This is a genomic window from Thioclava sp. SK-1, assembly GCF_001705665.1.
Classification (GTDB): domain Bacteria; phylum Pseudomonadota; class Alphaproteobacteria; order Rhodobacterales; family Rhodobacteraceae; genus Thioclava.
Genome location: NZ_MDHA01000068.1, coordinates 18,543 through 38,501 on the forward strand (window position 1 = coordinate 18,543; position 19,959 = coordinate 38,501).

Here is a 19,959-nt window from a genome sequence, read left to right on the forward strand (position 1 = left end):
ATTGAAAATAGCAAAAGGACTGCCACTCGGGCGTGTTTGAAATACATAGGGCACTCGTTGGTTGCGCGGCGTCGACATGCCGGATAGGGCTTGGCGTAAGTAATCAAATCCGACTAAAAACATCAAGTAATTAGGCGGGCGAAAGGGCTTTCAGATGTGGGATACACGCGCTTTTCATCTGGCGGTGTGCGAATGGCCGCAAATGGTGCCGCCGGCCCAGTTGGATCTGCCACCGCATCGGGGGCAAGTGGTGCGTCATGAGCTGTTGGGACAGGGCTGCGACAGCCATGACCTCTCTGTGCAACTTACGGGGATCAGCCATCCGCTTTGCGCAGCCGGTGCTGCGCCCTATACCGTGTTTCGGGCCGTGCCAAAGGGGCAGGCGCCGGCGCATGGCTGGCCGGTGCTGTATCTGCTGGATGGGAATGCAGCCTTCGATTTTTTGACGGCGGACCTGCTGGCCCATGTGCCGGATCTGATGATCGTCGGTGTCGGCCAGCAATGCGAAGGTCAATTTGACCGCGATGCGCGTGCTCGCGATCTGACCTTTGGCGCGGCAGGTCAGCACGGGCTTGCCGCGGATGCAGGTTATGGCGACCGGTTGACCGGCGGCGGGGCACAGTTCAGCGCGCTTTTGACGGGCGCGCTGCGCCGCGTAGCAGAGGAAGGCGTGCAGGTGGACCCTGCGCGACGCACGCTTTGGGGGCACAGTCTTGGCGGGCTATTTGTGGTCAATCAATTGCTGCGTCACCCTGAAAGCTTTGCGCAATTTGCCGCGATCAGCCCGTCATTGTGGTGGCACCCGGAACGGTTGGCGCCGTTTTTGGCCCCTCCCCAAACCTGGGCCAAAAATTGCACGGGGCGTCGCGCATATTTGGCCAGTGGCACGCGTGAAAAACGCACTGGATCGCCGGGCCCGCAACCCGATGCCGCCCCGGCGGCGTTTGATCAGCTTATCGCCACGCTTGCGGCACCGGGGACATTGAATGTGACCCATCAGATCTATGACGGGGCGGTGCATATTGCCACTTTGCCCAGCAGCCTGCCTTGGGTGCTGGGCTTTGCTGCGGATTGTTTGCCCACGCTATGATCTGCCGGTCAGCGCGGATGCGATAGCGTCGCAATGGTCGGGCGCGACCATATCTTTATGAAGACATGGCAGATCCAGGGCCGTCAGTTCTGCGCAATGAGGCTGCCATAGTGCGCTTGTCAGCCCGCGCCCGGCATGATCATGTGCGGCACGGATATGTATCATCGCGCCGTCATAATGGCGGTGATCATGCCCCCGGATCAGCCGGTTCGTTCCTGTCACAAGGCATACAACCGCATCCAGCACTGGCAGCGGCAATGCGCCCATCAAACTGTTGCGACCGTTTAAGAACGCTACGACTTTGTCGCGCGTGTCCAGCTGTGGATGTGCGTCAGGATCAAGGCCTGCGATTGCCAACAGCGCCCGCAATGCGGTGGCCGGATCGGGTTCGGGTTCTGCCCGCCAACATTCTGCGGGATAAGCATCAAGCAAAGCGACCCTATTAGGGCGGCGTCCGCGCAGCCTAAGTTCGACCGCCAGATCCTGCGCCAAGATCCCGCCCAGCGACCACCCTGCCAGATCTATGGTCTGGCTGTCGGTTGTGGCGTCAATCAGATCGGCATAGGCGCGGGTCAGGTCTTGCAGCTTGTCGGGCATCGCCGCACCGTTCAGCACCGGCGATTGCAACCCGATGACCGGCCTGTCACCTTGTGCGCAGACAGCGCGGGCCAATGTCCGATAGCCCCAGCATAGACCACCTGCCGGGTGCAGCAATATCAGTGGCGTGGCCGATGCTGGCCCCTGATGCAAATGCAATACGGGGCTAAGGCCAGCGCTTGCGGTTTCTTGTCGTGTCATGGCGGTTGCCAGCGCATGAATGACAGGTGTTTCAAAAAGTTGCCCAAGCGGCAGCATCAGCCCGGTTGCGGTTTCAACTTCCAGCAACAGACGCAGCGCGGACAGGCTGTCGCCGCCTAATGCGAAGAAATCTGCCTCCCGGCCCGGTAAGTGTGGCAGGCAGAGCGCATCCTGCATCGCCCGTGCCAGATCGGCTTCCAACCCCGGCTGCGGCTGGGTCGTCTGCGCAGGCGTGGTGGTAGGTCGGGGCAATGCGCGGCGATCCAGCTTGCCATTGGCCGTGACAGGCAGCTGCGTAAGGGGCATGATGTCGCTGGGGATCATATGCTGCGGCAAGGCCTGCCCCAGGTGGTGCCGCAACGCTGCGCGGCGGGCGTCGGTTTCCGCGCTGTCCGCATCATCGCCCCACAGACCAGTGCCCTGTGTCACAATATAGGCAACCAGGCGCGTGCCAGATCCCATGTCCTGGCGTGCCAGAACGACGGCTTCGGAAATGCCGTCATGGGCCAAAATTGCGGCTTCGATCTCGCCCAGCTCAACGCGCATGCCGCGGATTTTGACCTGATGATCGTTGCGGCCCAGATAGGTGATTGCCCCATCTGTGCGACGGCGGGCCAGATCGCCCGTGGCATAAATCCGGGCGTTTGGCCGAAACGGGTCGGGCAAGAAACGCGCCGCGGTCAGGTCGTCACGGCCCAGATAACCGCGAGCCAATTGCCGTCCGCCTAAGAACAGCTCACCTGGTGTGCCGCAGGGCACAGGGCGCAAGGCACTGTCAAGAATATAGCAGCGGGTGTTCCAAACGGGGGAGCCAATGGGCAGCGGGTTACTGGTGTCATGGCGTCCGGCATCCCAATAGGTGACATCCACGGCGGCCTCTGTCGGGCCATAAAGATTGTGCAATTCTGCGGCCACCCGGCCATGGAACCGGTCGCGCAGATCGGCGGGCAATGCCTCGCCCGAGCAAAAAACCAGCCGCGTGCGCAGGCCCTGACTAACCGGATCGGCCAAAAACGCCGCCAACATTGAGGGGACGAAATGCAGGACCGAAACGCGGTGTTCGCGGATCACCTGTGCAAGGGCCTTGGGGTCACGATGCGCATCAGGCGGCGCCATCACCAATGTCGCCCCGGCCAGATAGGGCAAGAACAGCTCCCAGACGGAGACATCAAACGTGATTGGTGTTTTTTGTAAAATCCGGTCGTCGGGCGAAATCTTATAATGATCGCGCATCCACAACAGCCGATTCACGATGGCATCATGTTCGATCATCACGCCTTTCGGGGCGCCGGTGGAGCCAGAGGTAAACAGCACATAGGCCAGATCATCGGGGGCGGGCGCGGGAAGCGTCGCGCCACGCGGGATGTGGGGCCAGTCAGCAGGCTGCACTGCCTTATGCGGACCAATCGGTGAGTGCGCCAAAAGCGCGACGGGCTGAACCTGCTGCATCAGTTCTTGCAGCCGTTGGTCGGGTTGATCGGGATCCAGTGGCACATAGGCTGCCCCGACCCGCAAAACCGCCATCAAGGACACGGCCAGGTCTATTCCGCGATGCAGCGCCACTGCGACCAATGTCCCCGGCCCGGCGCCTTGATCAAGCAAGTGCTCGGCCAATGCCGCAGAGCGGCGATCAAGCTCGTGATACGTCAGGGTGTCATTGTGGAACATTACCGCTGGGGCGTCCGGGCTGCGCTGCATCTGTTGATGAATCAGCGCGGTCAAAGTGGTGCGGGCGACGGGATGATCGGTCGCGTTCAGATCGAAAACCTGCTGGCGATGCTCGGCTGCGGTGACGGTCGCGACATCGCGCAGCCGCTGGGCATCGACGGCGGTGTCCAGGAATGTGGTCAACCGCGTCAGATGCGCATGTAGTTCGTCCATGTCATATCTGTTTGGATTGGCATCAATTTCCAACGTCAGCCCGTGGCGCCCATCACCGCGATAGCTTAGTGTGATATCCTCGACCGGACCGGCGCTTAGGATATGCAGATGACTGTCCAGCCCGGCAAATTCTGGCGCGACATCGAAGGGTTGCACATTGATCAGGGGGCCGTAAATTCGTTCTTCGCGGCGGGTGCGGCCAATGTCACGGCGCGCCGCTTCTGATCGGTAATGTCCATGCCGGCGCATCTGGGTCAGCCGCGCCGCCTGCGCGCGCAGCTGATCATTCAGCACGTCATCCTCATCCAGTTGCAAAGGATAGGGTAGGACATTCATCCACATACAGGGTACGCGGGCGGCTTTGGTGCCAAAGCGCGCCATGAAGGGCAGGCCATATACAGGTGCACCAATTGGTGACACGCGGCGCAGATAGGCCGCGCTAAGGATGGTCAAAACATCGGGCCAGCCCAGCCGCAGTTCCTGCGCGCGTTGCTGCAACCGGGCCACGATATCGGGTGCTACGGTTGTTTGCACCCGGTGGAATTGTCCGGCACAGATCGGCACGGCAGAGCGGGCGCAGGGCGATGCGACCTCTTGATCCAATGCGGTCAGCTCCTGCGCCCAAAACGCAGCATCCACGGCGGGTTTTGGGCCGTTACGATAGCTGTCCTGGGCCGTGATCGCCTGAGAAAACGGCGCCAGATCAGGTCCGGCAGGGGCGGTGCCGATATGCGACGCATAAAGCTGCGCGACACGGTTCGTGATCAACACCATGCCATAGCCATCAATCGCCAGATGATGGATGCGTTCATACCAATAATGCAGCCCATCACTTAGTCGAAACAAGATGAACCGCGACAGCGCATCTTTGGATGGGTCCACCGGGGTGTGGCTGTCGGCATGCATCGCGGCCAGCGCAGCAGCGTGGCCATCCACATGGTCGCGCAGATCCACAATGTCCAGCAAAGGCACCGGGCCGGCGAGGGTTTGGCGCCCCTGCGGCGTGATGACCAGACGCAGGGCGCAGGCCTGCGCCATGGCTTCATCATGGGCGGCGACAAAGGCTTGCAGGTCAAGCGGGCCGGTCAGTTCGATATATTGCCCGGTGTTGAACAGCGCATTATCTGGGGCCAACCGCTGCGCCATCCACAGCCCTTCTTGTGCGTCACATAGCGGCGCGTCACCTGATGCCAGATCCTTCATCTTAGGCGTCGTTGGTCTGCTGGGCATCAAAGGCGGCTTTCCATGCCGCCAATGTCTGATCCTCGGCGAAGGAGAGGAAATTCGCGGTCAGCCCCTTATCCTGCCAGCCCAGAACCAGCGTCATGATCCGCATCGAATCGAGACCCAGATCGCCAAGATTATCTTCCATCCCGATATCGTCTGGGGCCATGAACAGTGCCTGTGCGACATCGGTGCGGATGGTGTCAAAGTGAAAGCTCATGCGGGTGTCTCCGGTGTGGATTTGGCAGTTTGGGGGGCAAAATGCGTCTCTTTCAACGCGGCGCGCAGGGATTTGCGGTCCACTTTGCCCACGGCGGTTGTCTGGAATTTGGCAGTGAAGATGATCTGATCAGGGATCTTAAAGGCAGCAATGTCGCGTGCGCGCATGAAGGCCTTTAGGGCCGCGGGGCTGACCTTTTGGTCGTCGTGCAGCACAACAAATGCACAGCTGCGCTCCCCCAAAAACGTATCAGGGACCGAGACAACCGCAGCATCGAACACCGCCTCATGCGCGATCAGGTGATCTTCGATTTCTTCTGCGGACACTTTCTCGCCCGCGCGGTTGATATGATCGCCGGCGCGGCCTTGTACCTCCAGATTGCCATCAGGGCGGCGCAAGACAATATCGCCGGTGCAGTAATAACCGCCGTCGATGAAACTGCGGTGATTGGCCTCTGGCGCGTTATGATAGCCGCGGATCGTATAGGGGCCACGCGTGTGCAAAATGCCCGGTACACCCGGCGGGGTGGGTGTGCCGTCTTCGGCCAGCAACAAAATTTCATCATCGGGGCAGATTGGGCGCCCCTGGGTGTGGATGATCACATCTTGGGGGTCGTCAAGGCGTGTGTAATTGACCAGGCCCTCTGCCATGCCAAATACCTGCTGCAATGTGCATCCCAAGACCGGCTTTACCCGCGCGGCGGCTTCGGGGGTGAATTTCGCCCCCCCCACATTCAACACCTGAAGCGAGGATAAATCATGCGTCGTTTTCGGCGCAGCCTGCATCCATAACAGGGCAAGGGGCGGCACCAGCCCGACATGTGTTATCCGTTGCGCGGCGATCAGCGGAAAAGCGGTATCAGGTGCGGGGCTAAGGGCGAAGACCACTTTCGCGCCAACCGAGAGCGCGCCAAGGAACCCTGGGCTGCTCATTGGGAAGTTATGCGCGGCGGGTAGGGCCACCATATAGCTGGATTGCGCCGTCACCGCGCAAATCTGCGCCGAGGCTTCAAAACTATAGATATAATCGTCATGCGTGCGGGGGATCAGCTTGGGAAAGCCGGTCGTCCCGCCTGAGATCTGCAAAAAGGCAACATCGCCCGGGGCGCGGGCCACGGGCTGTTCCAGCGGCGCGGTATCGTGGGTCAATGCTGTCAGCGATGTCAGGTCGTCGGCCGCACCATCAATGAATGCCTCTTGCAGGTCGGGGCATTGTGCCAAGGCGTCGCGTGCCATCGGTGCATAGTCGAACCCCTCATGCGATTGCGCTACAATCAATGCGCGGGCGCCAGAGCCAACCGCCAAATGCACCACTTCGCGCAGCCGATGGGCTGGAAGCACATAGACCGGGACAAGCCCGGCGTAAAACAGCCCAAGGACAACAGGCAGGAATTGCGCTGTGTTGGGCAATTGCACCAGAACCCGCGCGCCGGGTTGATACCCGCGTGCCACAAATCCCGCGCTATAAAGCTGTGCTGCTGAACGCAGCTGCGTGTAGCTAAGCTGTGTATCGCCCGCGACCATGGCCGTGGCAGGACCATATTTTTCCGCGATTTCATCCAGCCATTCGCCAAATGTTACACCGCGCCAGTAGCCTTTATCACGATAGGTTTGTGCAAAATCTTGCGGCCATATTTGTGTCGGGGCGGACATAGGAAGCCTCCTGTGTGCGAACGGGCAATCATGCAGGCAGAGGGCAGATCCGACCTGTCATGGCGCAATGCGCTGTGGTGGTGAACCCCAAGGTTCCCCTTGCGATCAGGTCACGGTTTAAATTTCCTGATTAAAATAGTCAAAATATAAAATCACTCTGGTTGGAACACAAAAACGCTAGCGGTGGACATATGCGACTGCTACGTGCGGCGGCTCTGGCCTAATCGTGATCATCTGCCGGGCGTCCCTGCGCGCGCAACGCGGTGATAAGCGTCGCCAAGACCTCTTGCCGGCTGGAGCTGGCGCGCTGCACCAGTCCCAATCGGCGGTGGATAGGTGGCGCGCCAAAGGGGAACCAGTTCAACGCGGCGGTTATCATATCCTGAAACGCGGTTTGAGGCACCACCGCAAAGCCCAAGCCCGCCTGCACACAGCCGACGACCGCCGTCATTGTGTTGACCGACACCACCTGACGCGGGGTGGCGGCCAGTCGGGCGATTTCGGTGTCGATCTGCCGGGCCAGCGGCACTTGTGTGCGGTAGCGGATATAGGGCACTGCGTCGATCAGATCCTCTAATGTGCGCGCGGTTGTGCCCGGCGGGGTCAGCACCACCAACGGCTCATTGATCACAGGGGTCCAATGCAGGCTGGGCGGCACGGCGATATGATCGGCCACCAGCGCCCCGTCCAACTGGCCCGAAACGACCTCCGTCATCAGTTCTTCTGACATGCCGATCCGCAGCCGGAAGTTGAGCTCGGGATATGTGTCATTCAGCTGCGCCAGCGCCTTTGGCACCAGTGACGTGGCCCCGGTGCGCAAGGTGCCAAAGGCCAATGTGCCGCGCACCGCCCCATCCGTGCCAGAGGCCTTGGTTTCAGACACGATGCGCAAGATTGCATTGGCCGAGCGGACCATTTCAGCGCCCTTCGCCGTAAGCGCAGGTGGTCTGCGGTTGCGATCAAAAAGCTGCGCACCTAATTCCGCCTCTAGGGCGGATATTTGTTGGCTGACGGCCGAGGCGGTTAAATTCACCGCCTGCGCCGCGGCGGCAAAGCCACCGTGGTGTGCAATCGCCAGTAATGTCTCAAGCTGTCGTGTGTCCATGCGAGTAACATAAGATATACTAAACTTAATGGCAATAATTGCGCGCTTTGTCTGGGTTAAACTTGTGATATTGTCGACAGGAAATCAAAGCGACGGCTAAACTGTCGCGTCTTCTTCACAGGGAGTCTTCTATGACATTGCGCACGGGCCTTGCTGCCCTTTTCGCCGCGGCCACATTGATCGCGGCACCTGCGACGGCCGATACCTATCCCGATCACCCGGTTGAATTTATTGTACCGTGGTCGCCCGGTGGCGGTTCGGATACATTGATGCGGTTGATCGCTAATAATGTGCAGCCCTTCTTGGGCACGGAAATGCCGGTGATCAATATGCCTGGCGTAGGCGGCACAGTGGGCCTGCGCGAAGCGTCGCGCCGCAAGGCCGATGGCTATACGATCAGTCAGGTGCACGAAGGCTTGTTGGTGGCGACCGAGACAGGGATCACCGATCTGGCATGGGATGATTTCGAGCCAATCGCGTTGATGACCGCATCGCCGCAATATCTTGTCGTTGGTCGTAACGAAAACTACAGCAATTTTGACGAATTTGTCAGCTATGCCAAGGCGCATCCGGGCGAAATTTCGATGGGTGTAACGCTGGGCGGTGTGCCGCATTTGCACGCGGCCATGATTGAAAAAGCCTTTGGTCTGACATTCAAATATGTCGGGTATGAGGGCACGGGCGAACGCATTCGCGCGTTGGTGGGTGGCAATCTGGATGCTGCGATTGGCGATATCAGTTCGGCCAAGCAATTCGTTGATAATGGCGATCTGACCTTCTTGGCGGTCGGGGCGACCGAGCGCGTTGCGGCAGAGCCAGACGTGCCGACATTTACGGAATTGGGCCAGGATCTGGAGCTGAACGTCACGCGCGGGATCGTAATGCCCAAAGGCGCGCCGCAAGAGGTGCGTGATACGATGGAGGCCGCGCTGGAAGTGCTGGCGAAAGACCCGACATATATTCAGCAAACCAATAATGCCGGCGCTGATGTGGCCTTTCGTGGTCAAGACGCTTACCGCGCATATTTGACCAAGCTGGACAAGACCGTCACCGAATTGTCAGGGGTTCTGGCCCCGTGAGCGACGCTAAGGTGAGCAAAACGCAGGCACAGGAGGCGGGCGAAATTGCCCGTCTTCTTAGCTATGTAGTGATTTTGCTGGGGGCGGTCGGGCTGTTTTGTGCCGCAGGCGCCATCCCGGCATCTCGGTTTGAAAAACTGGGTGCGGGGGCGTTTCCGAAAATCGTGTTCGCGGCGATTGCCCTTATGTCTATCGTGGCCATCATTGACGCGCTGCGCAAAATTTCTGGCCCCGCCTATGGACGTTTTCTGTGCGATGCATGGGGCTGGGCGCGCCGCTGCTATCTGGTGTTTATCTGCCTTGGTGCACTTAGCGCATATTTGCTGGCGATCCCTGTGCTTGGCTTCTCGATCGCGAGCTTTGTATTCATCTTCGGCCTTCAGGTCATTTTGATGCCGCGCCGCATGCCATCCATTGCCTTGGCCGCCGTGGTGGCTGTGGTGTTTTCCTTCGGCCTGAACTGGTTATTCGCCGAGGTTTTTACCGTCTTCTTACCGCGCGGAGTGTTCTGATATGTCTGATTTCATGACCGGCGCCGCGCAGATTTTCACGTTTGCGACGCTGATCTATATGCTGTTTGGATCGGTGGCTGGGATCGTGGCTGCGGCCATTCCCGGCTTTACCGTCACGATGGCCATTGTGCTGACGCTGCCGCTGACTTTCACGATGGAGCCATTGCAGGGCATTGCCGTGATGCTGTCGGTCTATGTCGGCGGCTATACGGGGGGGCTGATATCTGCCGCTTTGCTGGGGATTCCCGGAACGCCTTCTTCGGTTGCCACAACCTTTGACGCCTTTCCTATGGCGCGCAATGGCCAGCCCGGTCGGGCGCTGTCAATCGGCGTGTGGGCGTCTTTCTTTGGGACGTTGATCTCGACCGTCGTTCTGATTTTCGCCGCGCCGCCGCTGGCCCTGTTTGCCGTCCGTCTGGGACCGTGGGAATATTTCTCACTGATCGTCTTTGCATTGACGATCGTGGCCAGCCTTGTGGGTTCTTCGGTGATCCGGGGCATGTTGGCCGGGTTGATCGGGCTGGCCATCTCGACGGTGGGCACGGATCCGATCATGGGGCGACCGCGCTTTGATTTCGGCATTGAAATGTTGCAAACCGGGCTGCCGTTTCTGGTCGTATTGATTGGGATTTTTGCGATATCCCAACTGGTGTCAGAGGTTGAAAACGCTGATACAGTGCGGTCTGGAAATCCGCTGGTGACCGGGGCGATCGATTTTCAGACATGGGCCGTGATGAAAGAGGTGCTGATGCGCCCGCTCAATCTGCTGCGTTCGTCAATGGTGGGCGTTTTGATCGGGGCGCTTCCGGGTGCGGGCGGATCCATCGCCAATCTGGTGGCCTATGATCAGGCCAAGCGCGGATCGAAACATCCCGAACGTTTCGGCACTGGCGAGGTCGACGGAATTGTTGCGTCTGAAGCAGGCAATTCCGCAACCGCCGGAGGTGGCCTTATCCCATTGATTGGGTTGGGTATTCCTGGATCTGCGGTGGATGCTATCTTGATGGCATCCTTGATGGTGCATGGTATTTCTGTTGGGCCGCGCCTGATCTTGGATCACGGCGATCTGGTCTATGGGATGTTTATCGCCATGGCGGTAGCGTCCTTGATGATGCTGGTTGTGGCGGTCTGTTCTATGCGGTTGTTCTTGCGCGTGACCGAGGTGCCTAAATGGCTGATCGTTCCCGTTGTCATGACCTGCTGTGTGGTCGGGACATTCGCGCTCAATAACCGTGTGACGGATTTATACTTGCTGATCTTTATCGGCATTGCTGGCTATGCGCTGCGCGCGCTTAGCTATTCTTTGGCACCATTGGTTTTGGGCGTCATCTTGGGGCCAATAGCGGAAACCAATCTACGCAGGGCGCTGATGACAAATGACGATCCGTCATTGTTTTTTACCCGCCCGATCAGCCTGATTTTCTTGATTGCCGCAGTGATATCCATTGTTTGGGCAATCCGGAGCCATTTGAAATCTCGTAAATTATCCGAAAGGTCGTCCGATGCAGCTGCGTCATGATCCTGTTTACCCCTCGCGGCGTTCGCCTGTTTTGGCACAAAATGTGGTTGCTACTTCTCAGCCATTGGCAACGCAGGCAGGTTTGTCCATCTTACAGCAAGGCGGGAATGCCGTGGATGCCGCCATCGCGACAGCGGCCGTTTTGACCATTGTGGAGCCCACAGGCTGCGGCCTTGGGTCGGATGCATTTTGCATCCTATGGGATGGAAAAGAATTGCACGGATTGAATGCGTCGGGCCGGGCGCCTGCCGCATGGACACCGGAGCGTTTCCCCGACGGCATGCCGCAACATGGCTGGGATGCAGTGACGGTGCCCGGTGTGGTCAGCGCCTGGGTGGATCTGTCAGAACGATTTGGCCGTTTGGGGCTGACGACGGTTTTGGCCCCGGCGATCCGCTATGCGGAAGACGGGTTCATTGTGTCGCCGGTTGTGGGTACCGCATGGGCCAAAGGTGCAGCTGTGCTAAAGGACCAGCCCGGGTTTGCCGAAACCTTCATGCCAGGGGGGCAGCCCCCCAAGCCTGGCGAGCGGTTTCGCAATCCCGGTGCGGCGCGCACCTTGCGTGCCATTGCCGAAACCAAGGGCCGCGCCTTCTATGAGGGGGAAATCGCGCAAGAAATTGTGGCCTTTGCCAAAGCCAATGGCGGTGCAATGACGCTGAAAGATCTGGCAGCCCACCGCAACGAATGGTGTGGAACGATCAGCCAGAGCTTCGACGATGTCGCGCTGCATGAAATCCCGCCCAATGGTCAGGGGATTGCGGCGCTTATGGCGCTTGGGATTTTGCAGCACACGTCTATCCGCGATTATGGTCCAGACGATCTGGCAGCTGTGCATTTACAAATCGAGGCGATCAAACTGGCCTACCGCGATTTGCATGCTTACGTGGCCGATCGCGATCATATGACCGATGTAGACGATGCGGCATTGTTGGACCCTGCCTATCTGAAATCGCGCGCGGCACTGATTGATCCGACGCGTGCACAAGATTTCGGTGCGGGTGCGCCCAAACACGGTGGCACGGTGTTGCTAAGCGCGGCAGATGCGCAGGGCATGATGGTCAGCTTTATTCAGTCGAACTACGCCGGGTTTGGCTCTGGCGTTGTGGTGCCGGGCACGGGTGTGTCGATGCAAAACCGTGGGTTTGGTTTTACGACCGAACAGGGGCATCCCAACCAGGTCGCGCCGGGGAAGCGGCCGTTCCATACAATCATTCCGGGCTTTGCGATGAAGGGGGGCGCGCCGCTGATGGCTTTTGGTATGATGGGCGGGCCGATTCAGGCACAGGGCCATATGCAGTTGCTGCTGCGCACGCAGCTGTGGGATCAGGATCCGCAAACCGCCGCAGATGCGCCGCGCTGGCGTATGGTTGAGGGGTTAGAGGTTGCCTGTGAACCGTCAATGGCACCGGAGGTGCTGGCGGGTCTGGAAGGGCTGGGCCATCAGGTCAAGATCGAAGCACCCGATAATGCCTTTGGGTTTGGGGGGGCGCAGCTTGTGGCGCGCCTGCCCGATGGCGGTTATGCTGCCGGATCTGATCCGCGTAAAGACGGACAGGCCGCCGGGTTCTAAATCATAACATATGTGGCGCGGTGGCCGGAAAACCCCGCGCCAGATTTCCCCTTTTACGGACGGCTGTCAGCGACGGGGGCAAGGTCAGGATAAGATATGCACTGTTTAAAACGTATCGGTATTGATACCTATATGCTGCTGCTTTTGGCGACGGTTGCCGCCGGAATTGCCCTGCCCGCGCAGGGCGTGGCGGCGGAGGGGTTGCGATATGTTACCTTTTGGGCCGTATCGTTGTTGTTCTTCCTATATGGTGCCAAGCTGGATCCCACAGCGGTGCGCGCAGGGTTGATGAATTGGCGGCTGCAAGGGCTGACCTTTGGCGCGACCTATCTGATGTTTCCCGTGCTGGGGATGATCCTGGCTGCTGTGTTCGGCCCGGTTTTGGGCGCAAGCGTCACGCTGGGTTTGCTGTTTTTATCGGTTCTGCCATCAACGGTGCAATCATCGATCGCCTTTACCTCTATTGCGGGGGGGAATGTGCCGGCCGCGATATGTGCGGCATCGGTGTCCAACCTGATCGGCGTTGCATTGACCCCGGCTTTGGTCGCGCTGTTGCTCCATCAAGGTGATGGCGGTGTCAGTCTTGGCGCGATCACCAAGATCGGCGTGCAGATCCTTTTGCCCTTTGTCATCGGCCAAATTTTGCGGCCTTGGGTTGGGGGCTTTGTCAAGCGCCATAAGGTTCTGACGATGGTTGTGGACCGTGGATCGATCCTGTTGATCGTATACTCCGCCTTCAGCGCAGGCACCGTGTCGGGCCTGTGGGCGGCGATACCGCTGGTCAGCCTGTTGGCGCTTTTTGCTGTGGTCTTGGTGTTCTTGGCGCTGTCGATGGGGCTGATGGTGGGGGCAGGACGGATATGTGCCCTGCCACAGACTGATCGCGCGGTTCTGTTTTACTGCGGATCCACTAAAAGCCTTGCCAGTGGCCTGCCCATTGCCACCGCGCTTTTCGCCCCGGATCAGGTGGGGGCAATCGTGTTGCCAGTGATGATCTATCACATGTCGCAGCTGCTGGTCTGTGCCTTTGTGTCGCAAAAGGCGGCGGCGCGGGCGTGAACGATGGCCTGACCCCAGGGTAGGCCAGGCCATATTATCAGTAGGGCAGACCGACGTAGTTTTGGGCAAACACCTGCTTTTGCGCGTCGCTTTGCGCCAAAAAGGCCAGTTCCGCCGCCTGCATTTTGCGATCAAACGGTGTCTGGTCCGGGGAGCGATGCATCAATGAACTGAACCACCACGAGAACCGCTCGGCTTTCCACACACGGTCCAGCGCTTTTTGCGAATAGCTGTCGATCCCCTCACGCGAGCCGGTGTGATAGAATTCTGTCAATGCGTGATACAGGTAATGCACGTCAGAGGCGGCGGTGTTCAGCCCTTTGGCACCCGTTGGCGGCACGATATGCGCAGCATCTCCACATAGGAACAGATTGCCCCAGCGCATCGGCTCGGTCACGAATGAACGCAGCGGTGCGATGGATTTCTCAATCGAGGGGCCGGTGATGATCTGTTGCGCAATCTCTGAGGGCAGGCGCCGTTTCAGCTCTTCCCAGAAGCGGTCATCGGACCAATCTTCGACCGTATCAGTGATCGGGCATTGCACATAATAGCGGCTAAGATGGTCATTGCGCATAGAGCATAGCGCAAACCCACGGTCCGAATTGGCGTAGATCAGCTCATCCGCGACCGGTGGTGTTTGCGATAAAATACCAAGCCAGCCGAAGGGATAGACCTTTTCGTATTCCTGTCGCACATCATCGGGGATGGTGCGGCGCGACACGCCGTGAAACCCGTCACATCCGGCGATAAATTCACATTCCAGCCGTTTGGGGGTGCCGTTCACCTGATAGGTCAGATAGGGGCTGTTCCCCTTGGCATCGTGAATTTTTACGTTCTCTACCTCAAATACCGTGGGCAGGTTCGCGGCCTCACGGGCATCATACAAGTCACGGGTGACTTCGGTTTGGCCATAGACCACAACCGGCGTGCCCGTCTGTTTGCGAAAGTCGACCCGGAAGGAAGTTTGATCATGAACGATAACCGTTCCGTCATGTTCATGCCCCTCTGCATGCAGGCGGTCGGCCACGCCAGCCTCCTCTAACAGATGCACCAAACCCTGTTCCAACACGCCAGCGCGGATCCGTCCCAAAACATAATCGCGGGTCTTTCGTTCTAAAATAACGGCGTCGATGCCCTTTTTATACAGTAATTGACCCAGCAAAAGCCCGGACGGACCACCGCCAATAATCGCGACCTGTGTGCGCATAAGATTTCCTCCCGTGTTCTCCCGGTAAGGTTTTCTCATGTTGATTGGATTTGTGGAAATGAGTTATTCATTAGATTACATATCGAAATTGGTAATCAATGAACACTCGGATCAAGCTTCGGCATCTTCAGGCTTTCGTTGCCATTAGTCGTCTTCGCAGTTTCAAACACGCGGCAAAGCAGCTGTTCCTGACGCAGCCCGCCATTTCACGCACGATGGCGGAGCTGGAGGATATCGTCCGCTGCAGGTTGTTGGTTCGTGACCGTAGCGGTGTGGAGCTGACCCCGCAGGGTGCATTTTTCCTGAGCTTCGCCGATGCGACATTATCGGCATTGGAGCGGGGGATCAGCGGTATCGGGGATTTTGCCAATGATTCTGGATTGCATCTGCGAATTGGTATGCAAGCCTCGGTCGCGGTGCGGGTGATGCCGATGGTTACAGCCGCTGTGGCGCAAGACACGAAAGACTTGCGGTTGAGCCTGGTCGAGGGCGCACATACTGATTTGGTGACACGGCTGCGTGACGGGCAGTTGGATGTGGTTCTGGGGCTGCAAGGTCCGCCCGAGAGTATGGGTGATTTAAGCTTCACGCAGATTTACACTGAGGCATTGGTAATTGTCGCAGCCCCAGGTCATGCGCTGCAAAATCGTCCGGAATTGCAAAAAATCATAGACTGGCCAGTGATTTACCCACCACCCGAAGATCCGATACGGCCCGCTGTGCGGCGGTTCTTGGTCAGCGCGGGTGTGCCGCTGCCTCCAATGCGGATTGAGACAAGCTCGTTCGCCTTTGGTCTGTCGCGCACCTTGGAGGGTGGGGCGTTATGGATCGCGCCACAGGGGCTGGTGGCGCCCTATGTCGCGCGCGGTGATCTGATCCAGTTGGGCATTGATATGTCTTCTACTGCTGGTCCGATTGGCCTGATGTCGCGTGCAGGCGAAGATCAGACTTTGACCGCGCGCCTGTTACTGCCGATTTTGCGCGATTGCCTGTCAGACGAGTCGTCGGGTTGATCCGCGTGCGCTTATCACACAGGTGACTCACCGTGCCGTCGTGCCGCGCGCAGCGTCACGATATGTGCCTTGGTGCCTAAAATACAGATAACCCTTTATTTTTTAATCAATTCGCGGTGGAATTTGATTTCATCATACAAGATGATTGACACTTATCATATGAATTTGCGATAACCCAAGCCGACAAAGATACGCATCGAGAGGGAGGACATCGTTTTGCGTCACTTTACAAAGACATTCCGTATGGCGGCATCGGCAGCTGTGATCAGTGCGGGTTTCGCAGGGGTTGCTCAGGCTGAGGCATGGCGCACATGGGCCATTCACCCGGAGGGCTATCCCAATGTCACCGCGCTGGAGCAATTCGCCAGCGATGTGACGACGGCGACCGAAGGCCGGATTGAACCAACCGTCTACGCCAATGGTGTTTTGGGCTCGCAGCCTGATGCGATTGAACAGGTGCGTGCGGGTGCCATCGCGGTCGGCAATTTCAATATGGGACCGATGGGTGAGATCGTTCCAGCGACCAATGTGCTGTCTTTGCCGTTCATTTTCCGCGATGTCGATCACATGCATAAGGTGATGGATGGCGATATCGGCCAGCAATTCTCGGATGCGCTGTCCGAGCAGGGGCTTGTTGCATTGTCCTGGATGGATAGCGGATCGCGCAGCTTCTATAATACCAAACGCCCGATTGAAACCCCTGCCGATATGGCTGGTTTGAAATTCCGCGTTATGAACAATGACCTGTATGTTCAGATGGTGGACAAGCTGGGTGGAAATGCCACGCCAATGGCATATGGAGAGGTCTATCAATCCCTGAAGACGGGCGTAATCGATGGGGCGGAAAACAATTACCCGTCCTTTGAAAGCTCCAACCACTATGAAGTGGCGAAGTTTTATTCGATCACCAACCACCTGATCATCCCGGAATGTATCTGCGTGTCGACCCGCGTGTGGGATAAAGTGTCCGATGCGGATAAAGCACTGGTGACAGAAGCGGCAATTGCGGCGGCCAAAACCCAGCGAGAGCTATGGGCCGAGCGGTCCGATCAATCAAAAGCGGATGTGATCGCCAGCGGTGTCGCCGTGAATGAGGTCCAGGATGCCAAAGCATTCCAGGATGCGATGGAGCCGGTTTATGCTGATTTCATTGCTGCTAATCCTGATCTCGAAACTCTGATCCGCGACATTCAGGCCGTCAACTGATCTTACGCCCGCCCCGGCAGCGGGGCGGGTCTTTCGGAGTGTCATTATGACGTTGCAACCTCAGGCTGGGGCAGGGGCCGTGTATCGCCTGCTTGATCTTATTTCGCAGATCTGTGTGGTGATTGCCGGAACGGGTCTGGTGACCTTGATCGTCATTTTTGGTTGGCTGGTCTGGGGTCGCTATGTGATGAATGACACGCCAACCTGGGTGGAGCAATTGGCCCTGCTGCTGGTGGTGTGGATTACCTTTTTGGGCGCCGCTGCGGGTGTATGGGGCCGATCGCATCTAGCTGTTGATTTCCTGCGTGACGCCTTTCCGCGCCCGGTCGCCATTGTCATGACATGGCTTGCGATGTTTGGCGTTTTGGCCTTTTCGCTGTGCCTTGGCTGGCAAGGCGCGATCCTGGCATCAAACACATGGCCGCGTACCGTGCCCATGCTGGGCGTGTCCGAGGGGCTGCGCGCCGTTCCTATGGCGATTTGCGGTGCCTTAAGCGCTGTATTCACCCTGTATCAAATGTATCAAACCGCAAAGGGCCGTGGCTGACATGGGGTTGTCTTTACTTTTTGGGTTATTTGCCCTTGGTCTGATCTGTGGGATGCCGGTGGCTTTCGCGCTTGGCCTTGCTGCGGTTGGTGGCTTTATTTATGAAGGCCTGCCGCTGTTTATCGGGTTTCAGCGGGTTTTGTCAGGTATTTCAGTGTTTTCACTGCTGGCCATTCCGTTCTTTATCTTCGCCGGAGAGCTGATGATGCATGGCGGGATCGCCGGGCGTTTGGTCCGGCTTGCGTCCTCTGCCGTTGGATCGATGCGCGGTGGGCTGGGTATTGTCAACGTGGCGTCTTCGATGCTGTTTGGCGGTATTTCCGGCTCTGCTGTGGCCGATACTTCGGCGCTTGGTTCAATCTTGATTCCGGTGATGAAGGAAAAGGGCTATGACCCCGATTACGCGGTGAATGTCACGGTCACTTCCTCGGTGGCGGGTGTGGTCATTCCGCCGTCACATAACATGATCCTATATGCGGTGGCCGCTGGCGGCATTTCGGTGTCTAAACTGTTTATTGCCGGTGTGGTGCCGGGGGTTTTGATGTGTCTGTGCCTTGGCGTGGTCGCTTGGGTCGTGGCCGTGCGCCGTGGCTACCCGGCCGAACAATTTCCGGGCTGGGGCGCGCTTGGATATTCTTTCGTGACCGCATTGCCGGGGCTGATGACAGCGATCATCGTCGTGGGCGGAGTGCTGTCTGGTGTGATGACGGTGACGGAATCAGGTGCATTTGGTGCCATCTGGGCGGTGCTGGTGACAATCTTTGTCTACCGTGAACTGACCTGGGCCAAATTTAAGCTGGCGGTTGCCACCTCGGTGCGGACCACGGCGCTGGTGATGTTATTGGTGGCGACGGCATCGGCCTTTTCTTACCTGTTGACGTTGTATCGCGTGCCAGAGCTTTTGGCGACCGCGGTCACCGGGATCTCGGACAATCCGATCGTTATCTTGCTGCTGTTGAACCTGATCTTGTTGGTGCTTGGCATGATCATGGATATGGCCGCGCTGATCTTGATCTGTACACCGATCTTCTTGCCGGTGGCGGTCAATTTGGGCATGGATCCTATACAGTTCGGCGTAATTATGATGATGAACCTTGGGCTTGGGTTATGCACCCCTCCAGTAGGGGCCTGTTTGTTCGTGGGCTGTGTTGTTGGCGGTGTACGGATGGAGAATGCGGTCAAATCCATCTTGCCGTTTTACGGCGCGATCTTGGTGGCGCTGCTGCTGGTGACCTATGTGCCCGCGTTTTCCATGTTCTTGCCAAATATGATGGAGTGATCTGATGTTGAACCGTATTTTGATCACTGGGGCGGCAGGGCAGTTGGGTGCTGTGTTGCGCCAAAAGCTGAAACCCCATGCAAAAATGCTGCGTCTGTCCGATATTACCGATCTGGGCGTGGCGGCGCCGGGTGAAGAAATTGTCCTGTGTGACTTGGCCGATGGTGCGGCGGTCGATGCATTGGTCGAAGGCTGTGATGCCATCGTGCATCTTGGTGGGATCTCGGTTGAGAAAAGCTTTGATCTGATCGAATCTGCAAATCTGCGCGGCGTCTATAATCTCTATGAGGCGGCGCGAATGCACGGCCTGCCGCGGATCATCTTTGCCAGCTCGAACCACACGATTGGGTTTTATACCCAAGATCAGCGTCTGTCCCATACCGATCCGTTCCGCCCAGATAGCCTTTATGGTGTGTCCAAGATATTTGGAGAGGCGGTCGCAAGCCTTTATCACGATAAATTTGGCCAAGAAAGCGCGTTGGTTCGGATCGGGTCCTGCACGCCAGCCCCTGAGAATTACCGCATGTTATCAACATGGTTCAGTCATGAAGATTTCGTGTCATTGATCATGGCCGCCTTTACAGCGCCCCGTCTGGGTTGCACCGTTGTGTGGGGGCAATCGGCGAATGACGCGGGTTGGTGGGATAATTCTCATGCTGCGTTTTTGGGCTGGGTGCCGCGCGACAATGCGCAGGCCTATGCCGAACAGATTGCCAAAACGGTGCCGCGCCCTAACCGCAATGATGCGGTCGCAACCTATCAGGGCGGTGTTTTCACCGATGAACCTATTCACCAAAGCTAATACGCTAAGGAGAGACACGATGGACGGACAATTGACATTCACGCCGCATGGTCAGCATTTGATTGCGGGCGATTGGGTTTCAGGGACGGCGTTTTTTGCGTCGAGCCCGGCGCATGGGCCCAGCCATGATTTCAGCGTGGGCACGGTTGATCTTGTGGATCGCGCGGTGCAGGCGGCCGAAGATGCGTTTTGG

At 58.0% G+C, this 19,959-nt stretch carries 16 protein-coding genes; 11 read left to right on the forward strand and 5 right to left on the reverse strand.

The annotated features are described in order from the left end of the window. The first annotated feature begins 154 nt into the window (after positions 1–154). Entirely contained in the window at positions 155–1,090 is a 936-nt protein-coding gene (locus BFP70_RS15840) for an alpha/beta hydrolase (protein WP_066012624.1), read from the forward strand. Here the strand turns inward: BFP70_RS15840 and BFP70_RS15845 are convergent. The 4 genes from BFP70_RS15845 to BFP70_RS15860 all read right to left on the reverse strand — a co-directional run bounded on the left by BFP70_RS15845 (position 1,085) and on the right by BFP70_RS15860 (position 7,970). Beyond that, positions 1,085–4,999, reverse strand: a complete 3,915-nt coding sequence (locus BFP70_RS15845) for an amino acid adenylation domain-containing protein (RefSeq protein ID WP_255356748.1) — start codon at positions 4,997–4,999, stop codon at positions 1,085–1,087. The genes BFP70_RS15840 and BFP70_RS15845 overlap by 6 nt on opposite strands. Then, a complete protein-coding gene (locus BFP70_RS15850) occupies positions 4,974–5,213 on the reverse strand; it encodes a phosphopantetheine-binding protein (protein WP_066012626.1) in 240 nt (79 codons plus the stop codon). Before BFP70_RS15850 ends, BFP70_RS15845 begins: the two co-directional genes overlap by 26 nt. After that, on the reverse strand, positions 5,210–6,865 hold the full coding sequence (locus BFP70_RS15855; protein WP_066012627.1) for a (2,3-dihydroxybenzoyl)adenylate synthase: 1,656 nt from the start codon (positions 6,863–6,865) through the stop codon (positions 5,210–5,212). The genes BFP70_RS15850 and BFP70_RS15855 overlap by 4 nt, the downstream gene beginning before the upstream one ends. A 220-nt stretch (positions 6,866–7,085) precedes the next feature. Beyond that, positions 7,086–7,970 carry a LysR family transcriptional regulator gene (locus BFP70_RS15860; RefSeq protein ID WP_066012628.1) on the reverse strand — a complete coding sequence of 295 codons (885 nt, stop codon included), beginning with the start codon at positions 7,968–7,970 and terminating at the stop codon, positions 7,086–7,088. A gap of 131 nt (positions 7,971–8,101) precedes the next feature. On the opposite strand from BFP70_RS15860, the gene BFP70_RS15865 reads away from it, so the two are divergent. From BFP70_RS15865 to BFP70_RS15885, 5 genes are all read left to right on the forward strand, one after another. After that, a complete protein-coding gene (locus BFP70_RS15865; RefSeq protein WP_066012629.1) occupies positions 8,102–9,049 on the forward strand; it encodes a tripartite tricarboxylate transporter substrate binding protein in 948 nt (315 codons plus the stop codon). Continuing rightward, positions 9,046–9,561: a tripartite tricarboxylate transporter TctB family protein gene (locus BFP70_RS15870; protein ID WP_255356749.1), complete on the forward strand. Its 516-nt coding sequence runs from the start codon at positions 9,046–9,048 to the stop codon at positions 9,559–9,561. The genes BFP70_RS15865 and BFP70_RS15870 overlap by 4 nt, the downstream gene beginning before the upstream one ends. Before the next feature lies 1 nt (position 9,562). Further along, a complete protein-coding gene (locus tag BFP70_RS15875; RefSeq protein ID WP_066012630.1) occupies positions 9,563–11,080 on the forward strand; it encodes a tripartite tricarboxylate transporter permease in 1,518 nt (505 codons plus the stop codon). After that, the gene (locus tag BFP70_RS15880; RefSeq protein ID WP_066012631.1) at positions 11,064–12,653 is read left to right on the forward strand and encodes a gamma-glutamyltransferase family protein; all 1,590 of its coding nucleotides are present in this window, start codon (positions 11,064–11,066) and stop codon (positions 12,651–12,653) included. Before BFP70_RS15875 ends, BFP70_RS15880 begins: the two co-directional genes overlap by 17 nt. Positions 12,654–12,749: 96 nt before the next feature. Beyond that, positions 12,750–13,712, forward strand: a complete 963-nt coding sequence (locus BFP70_RS15885) for a bile acid:sodium symporter family protein (protein ID WP_066012632.1) — start codon at positions 12,750–12,752, stop codon at positions 13,710–13,712. A 37-nt stretch (positions 13,713–13,749) separates the two neighbouring features. Here BFP70_RS15885 and pobA read toward each other — a convergent pair whose 3' ends face one another. Beyond that, complete coding sequence (gene pobA, locus BFP70_RS15890; RefSeq protein ID WP_066012633.1) at positions 13,750–14,919, reverse strand: 4-hydroxybenzoate 3-monooxygenase; 1,170 nt, start codon at positions 14,917–14,919, stop codon at positions 13,750–13,752. A 98-nt stretch (positions 14,920–15,017) separates the two neighbouring features. On the opposite strand from pobA, the gene BFP70_RS15895 reads away from it, so the two are divergent. From BFP70_RS15895 to BFP70_RS15915, 5 genes are all read left to right on the forward strand, one after another. Then, complete coding sequence (locus BFP70_RS15895) at positions 15,018–15,932, forward strand: LysR substrate-binding domain-containing protein (protein ID WP_066012634.1); 915 nt, start codon at positions 15,018–15,020, stop codon at positions 15,930–15,932. Positions 15,933–16,148: 216 nt separating this feature from the next. Further along, a complete protein-coding gene (locus tag BFP70_RS15900; protein ID WP_255356750.1) occupies positions 16,149–17,138 on the forward strand; it encodes a TRAP transporter substrate-binding protein in 990 nt (329 codons plus the stop codon). A gap of 46 nt (positions 17,139–17,184) precedes the next feature. Next, on the forward strand, positions 17,185–17,685 hold the full coding sequence (locus BFP70_RS15905; protein ID WP_066012636.1) for a TRAP transporter small permease: 501 nt from the start codon (positions 17,185–17,187) through the stop codon (positions 17,683–17,685). Between the two features lies 1 nt (position 17,686). Beyond that, the gene (locus BFP70_RS15910; protein ID WP_066012637.1) at positions 17,687–18,964 is read left to right on the forward strand and encodes a TRAP transporter large permease; all 1,278 of its coding nucleotides are present in this window, start codon (positions 17,687–17,689) and stop codon (positions 18,962–18,964) included. A gap of 4 nt (positions 18,965–18,968) precedes the next feature. Continuing rightward, complete coding sequence (locus tag BFP70_RS15915; RefSeq protein ID WP_066012638.1) at positions 18,969–19,766, forward strand: NAD(P)-dependent oxidoreductase; 798 nt, start codon at positions 18,969–18,971, stop codon at positions 19,764–19,766. Positions 19,767–19,959: the final 193 nt, after the last annotated feature.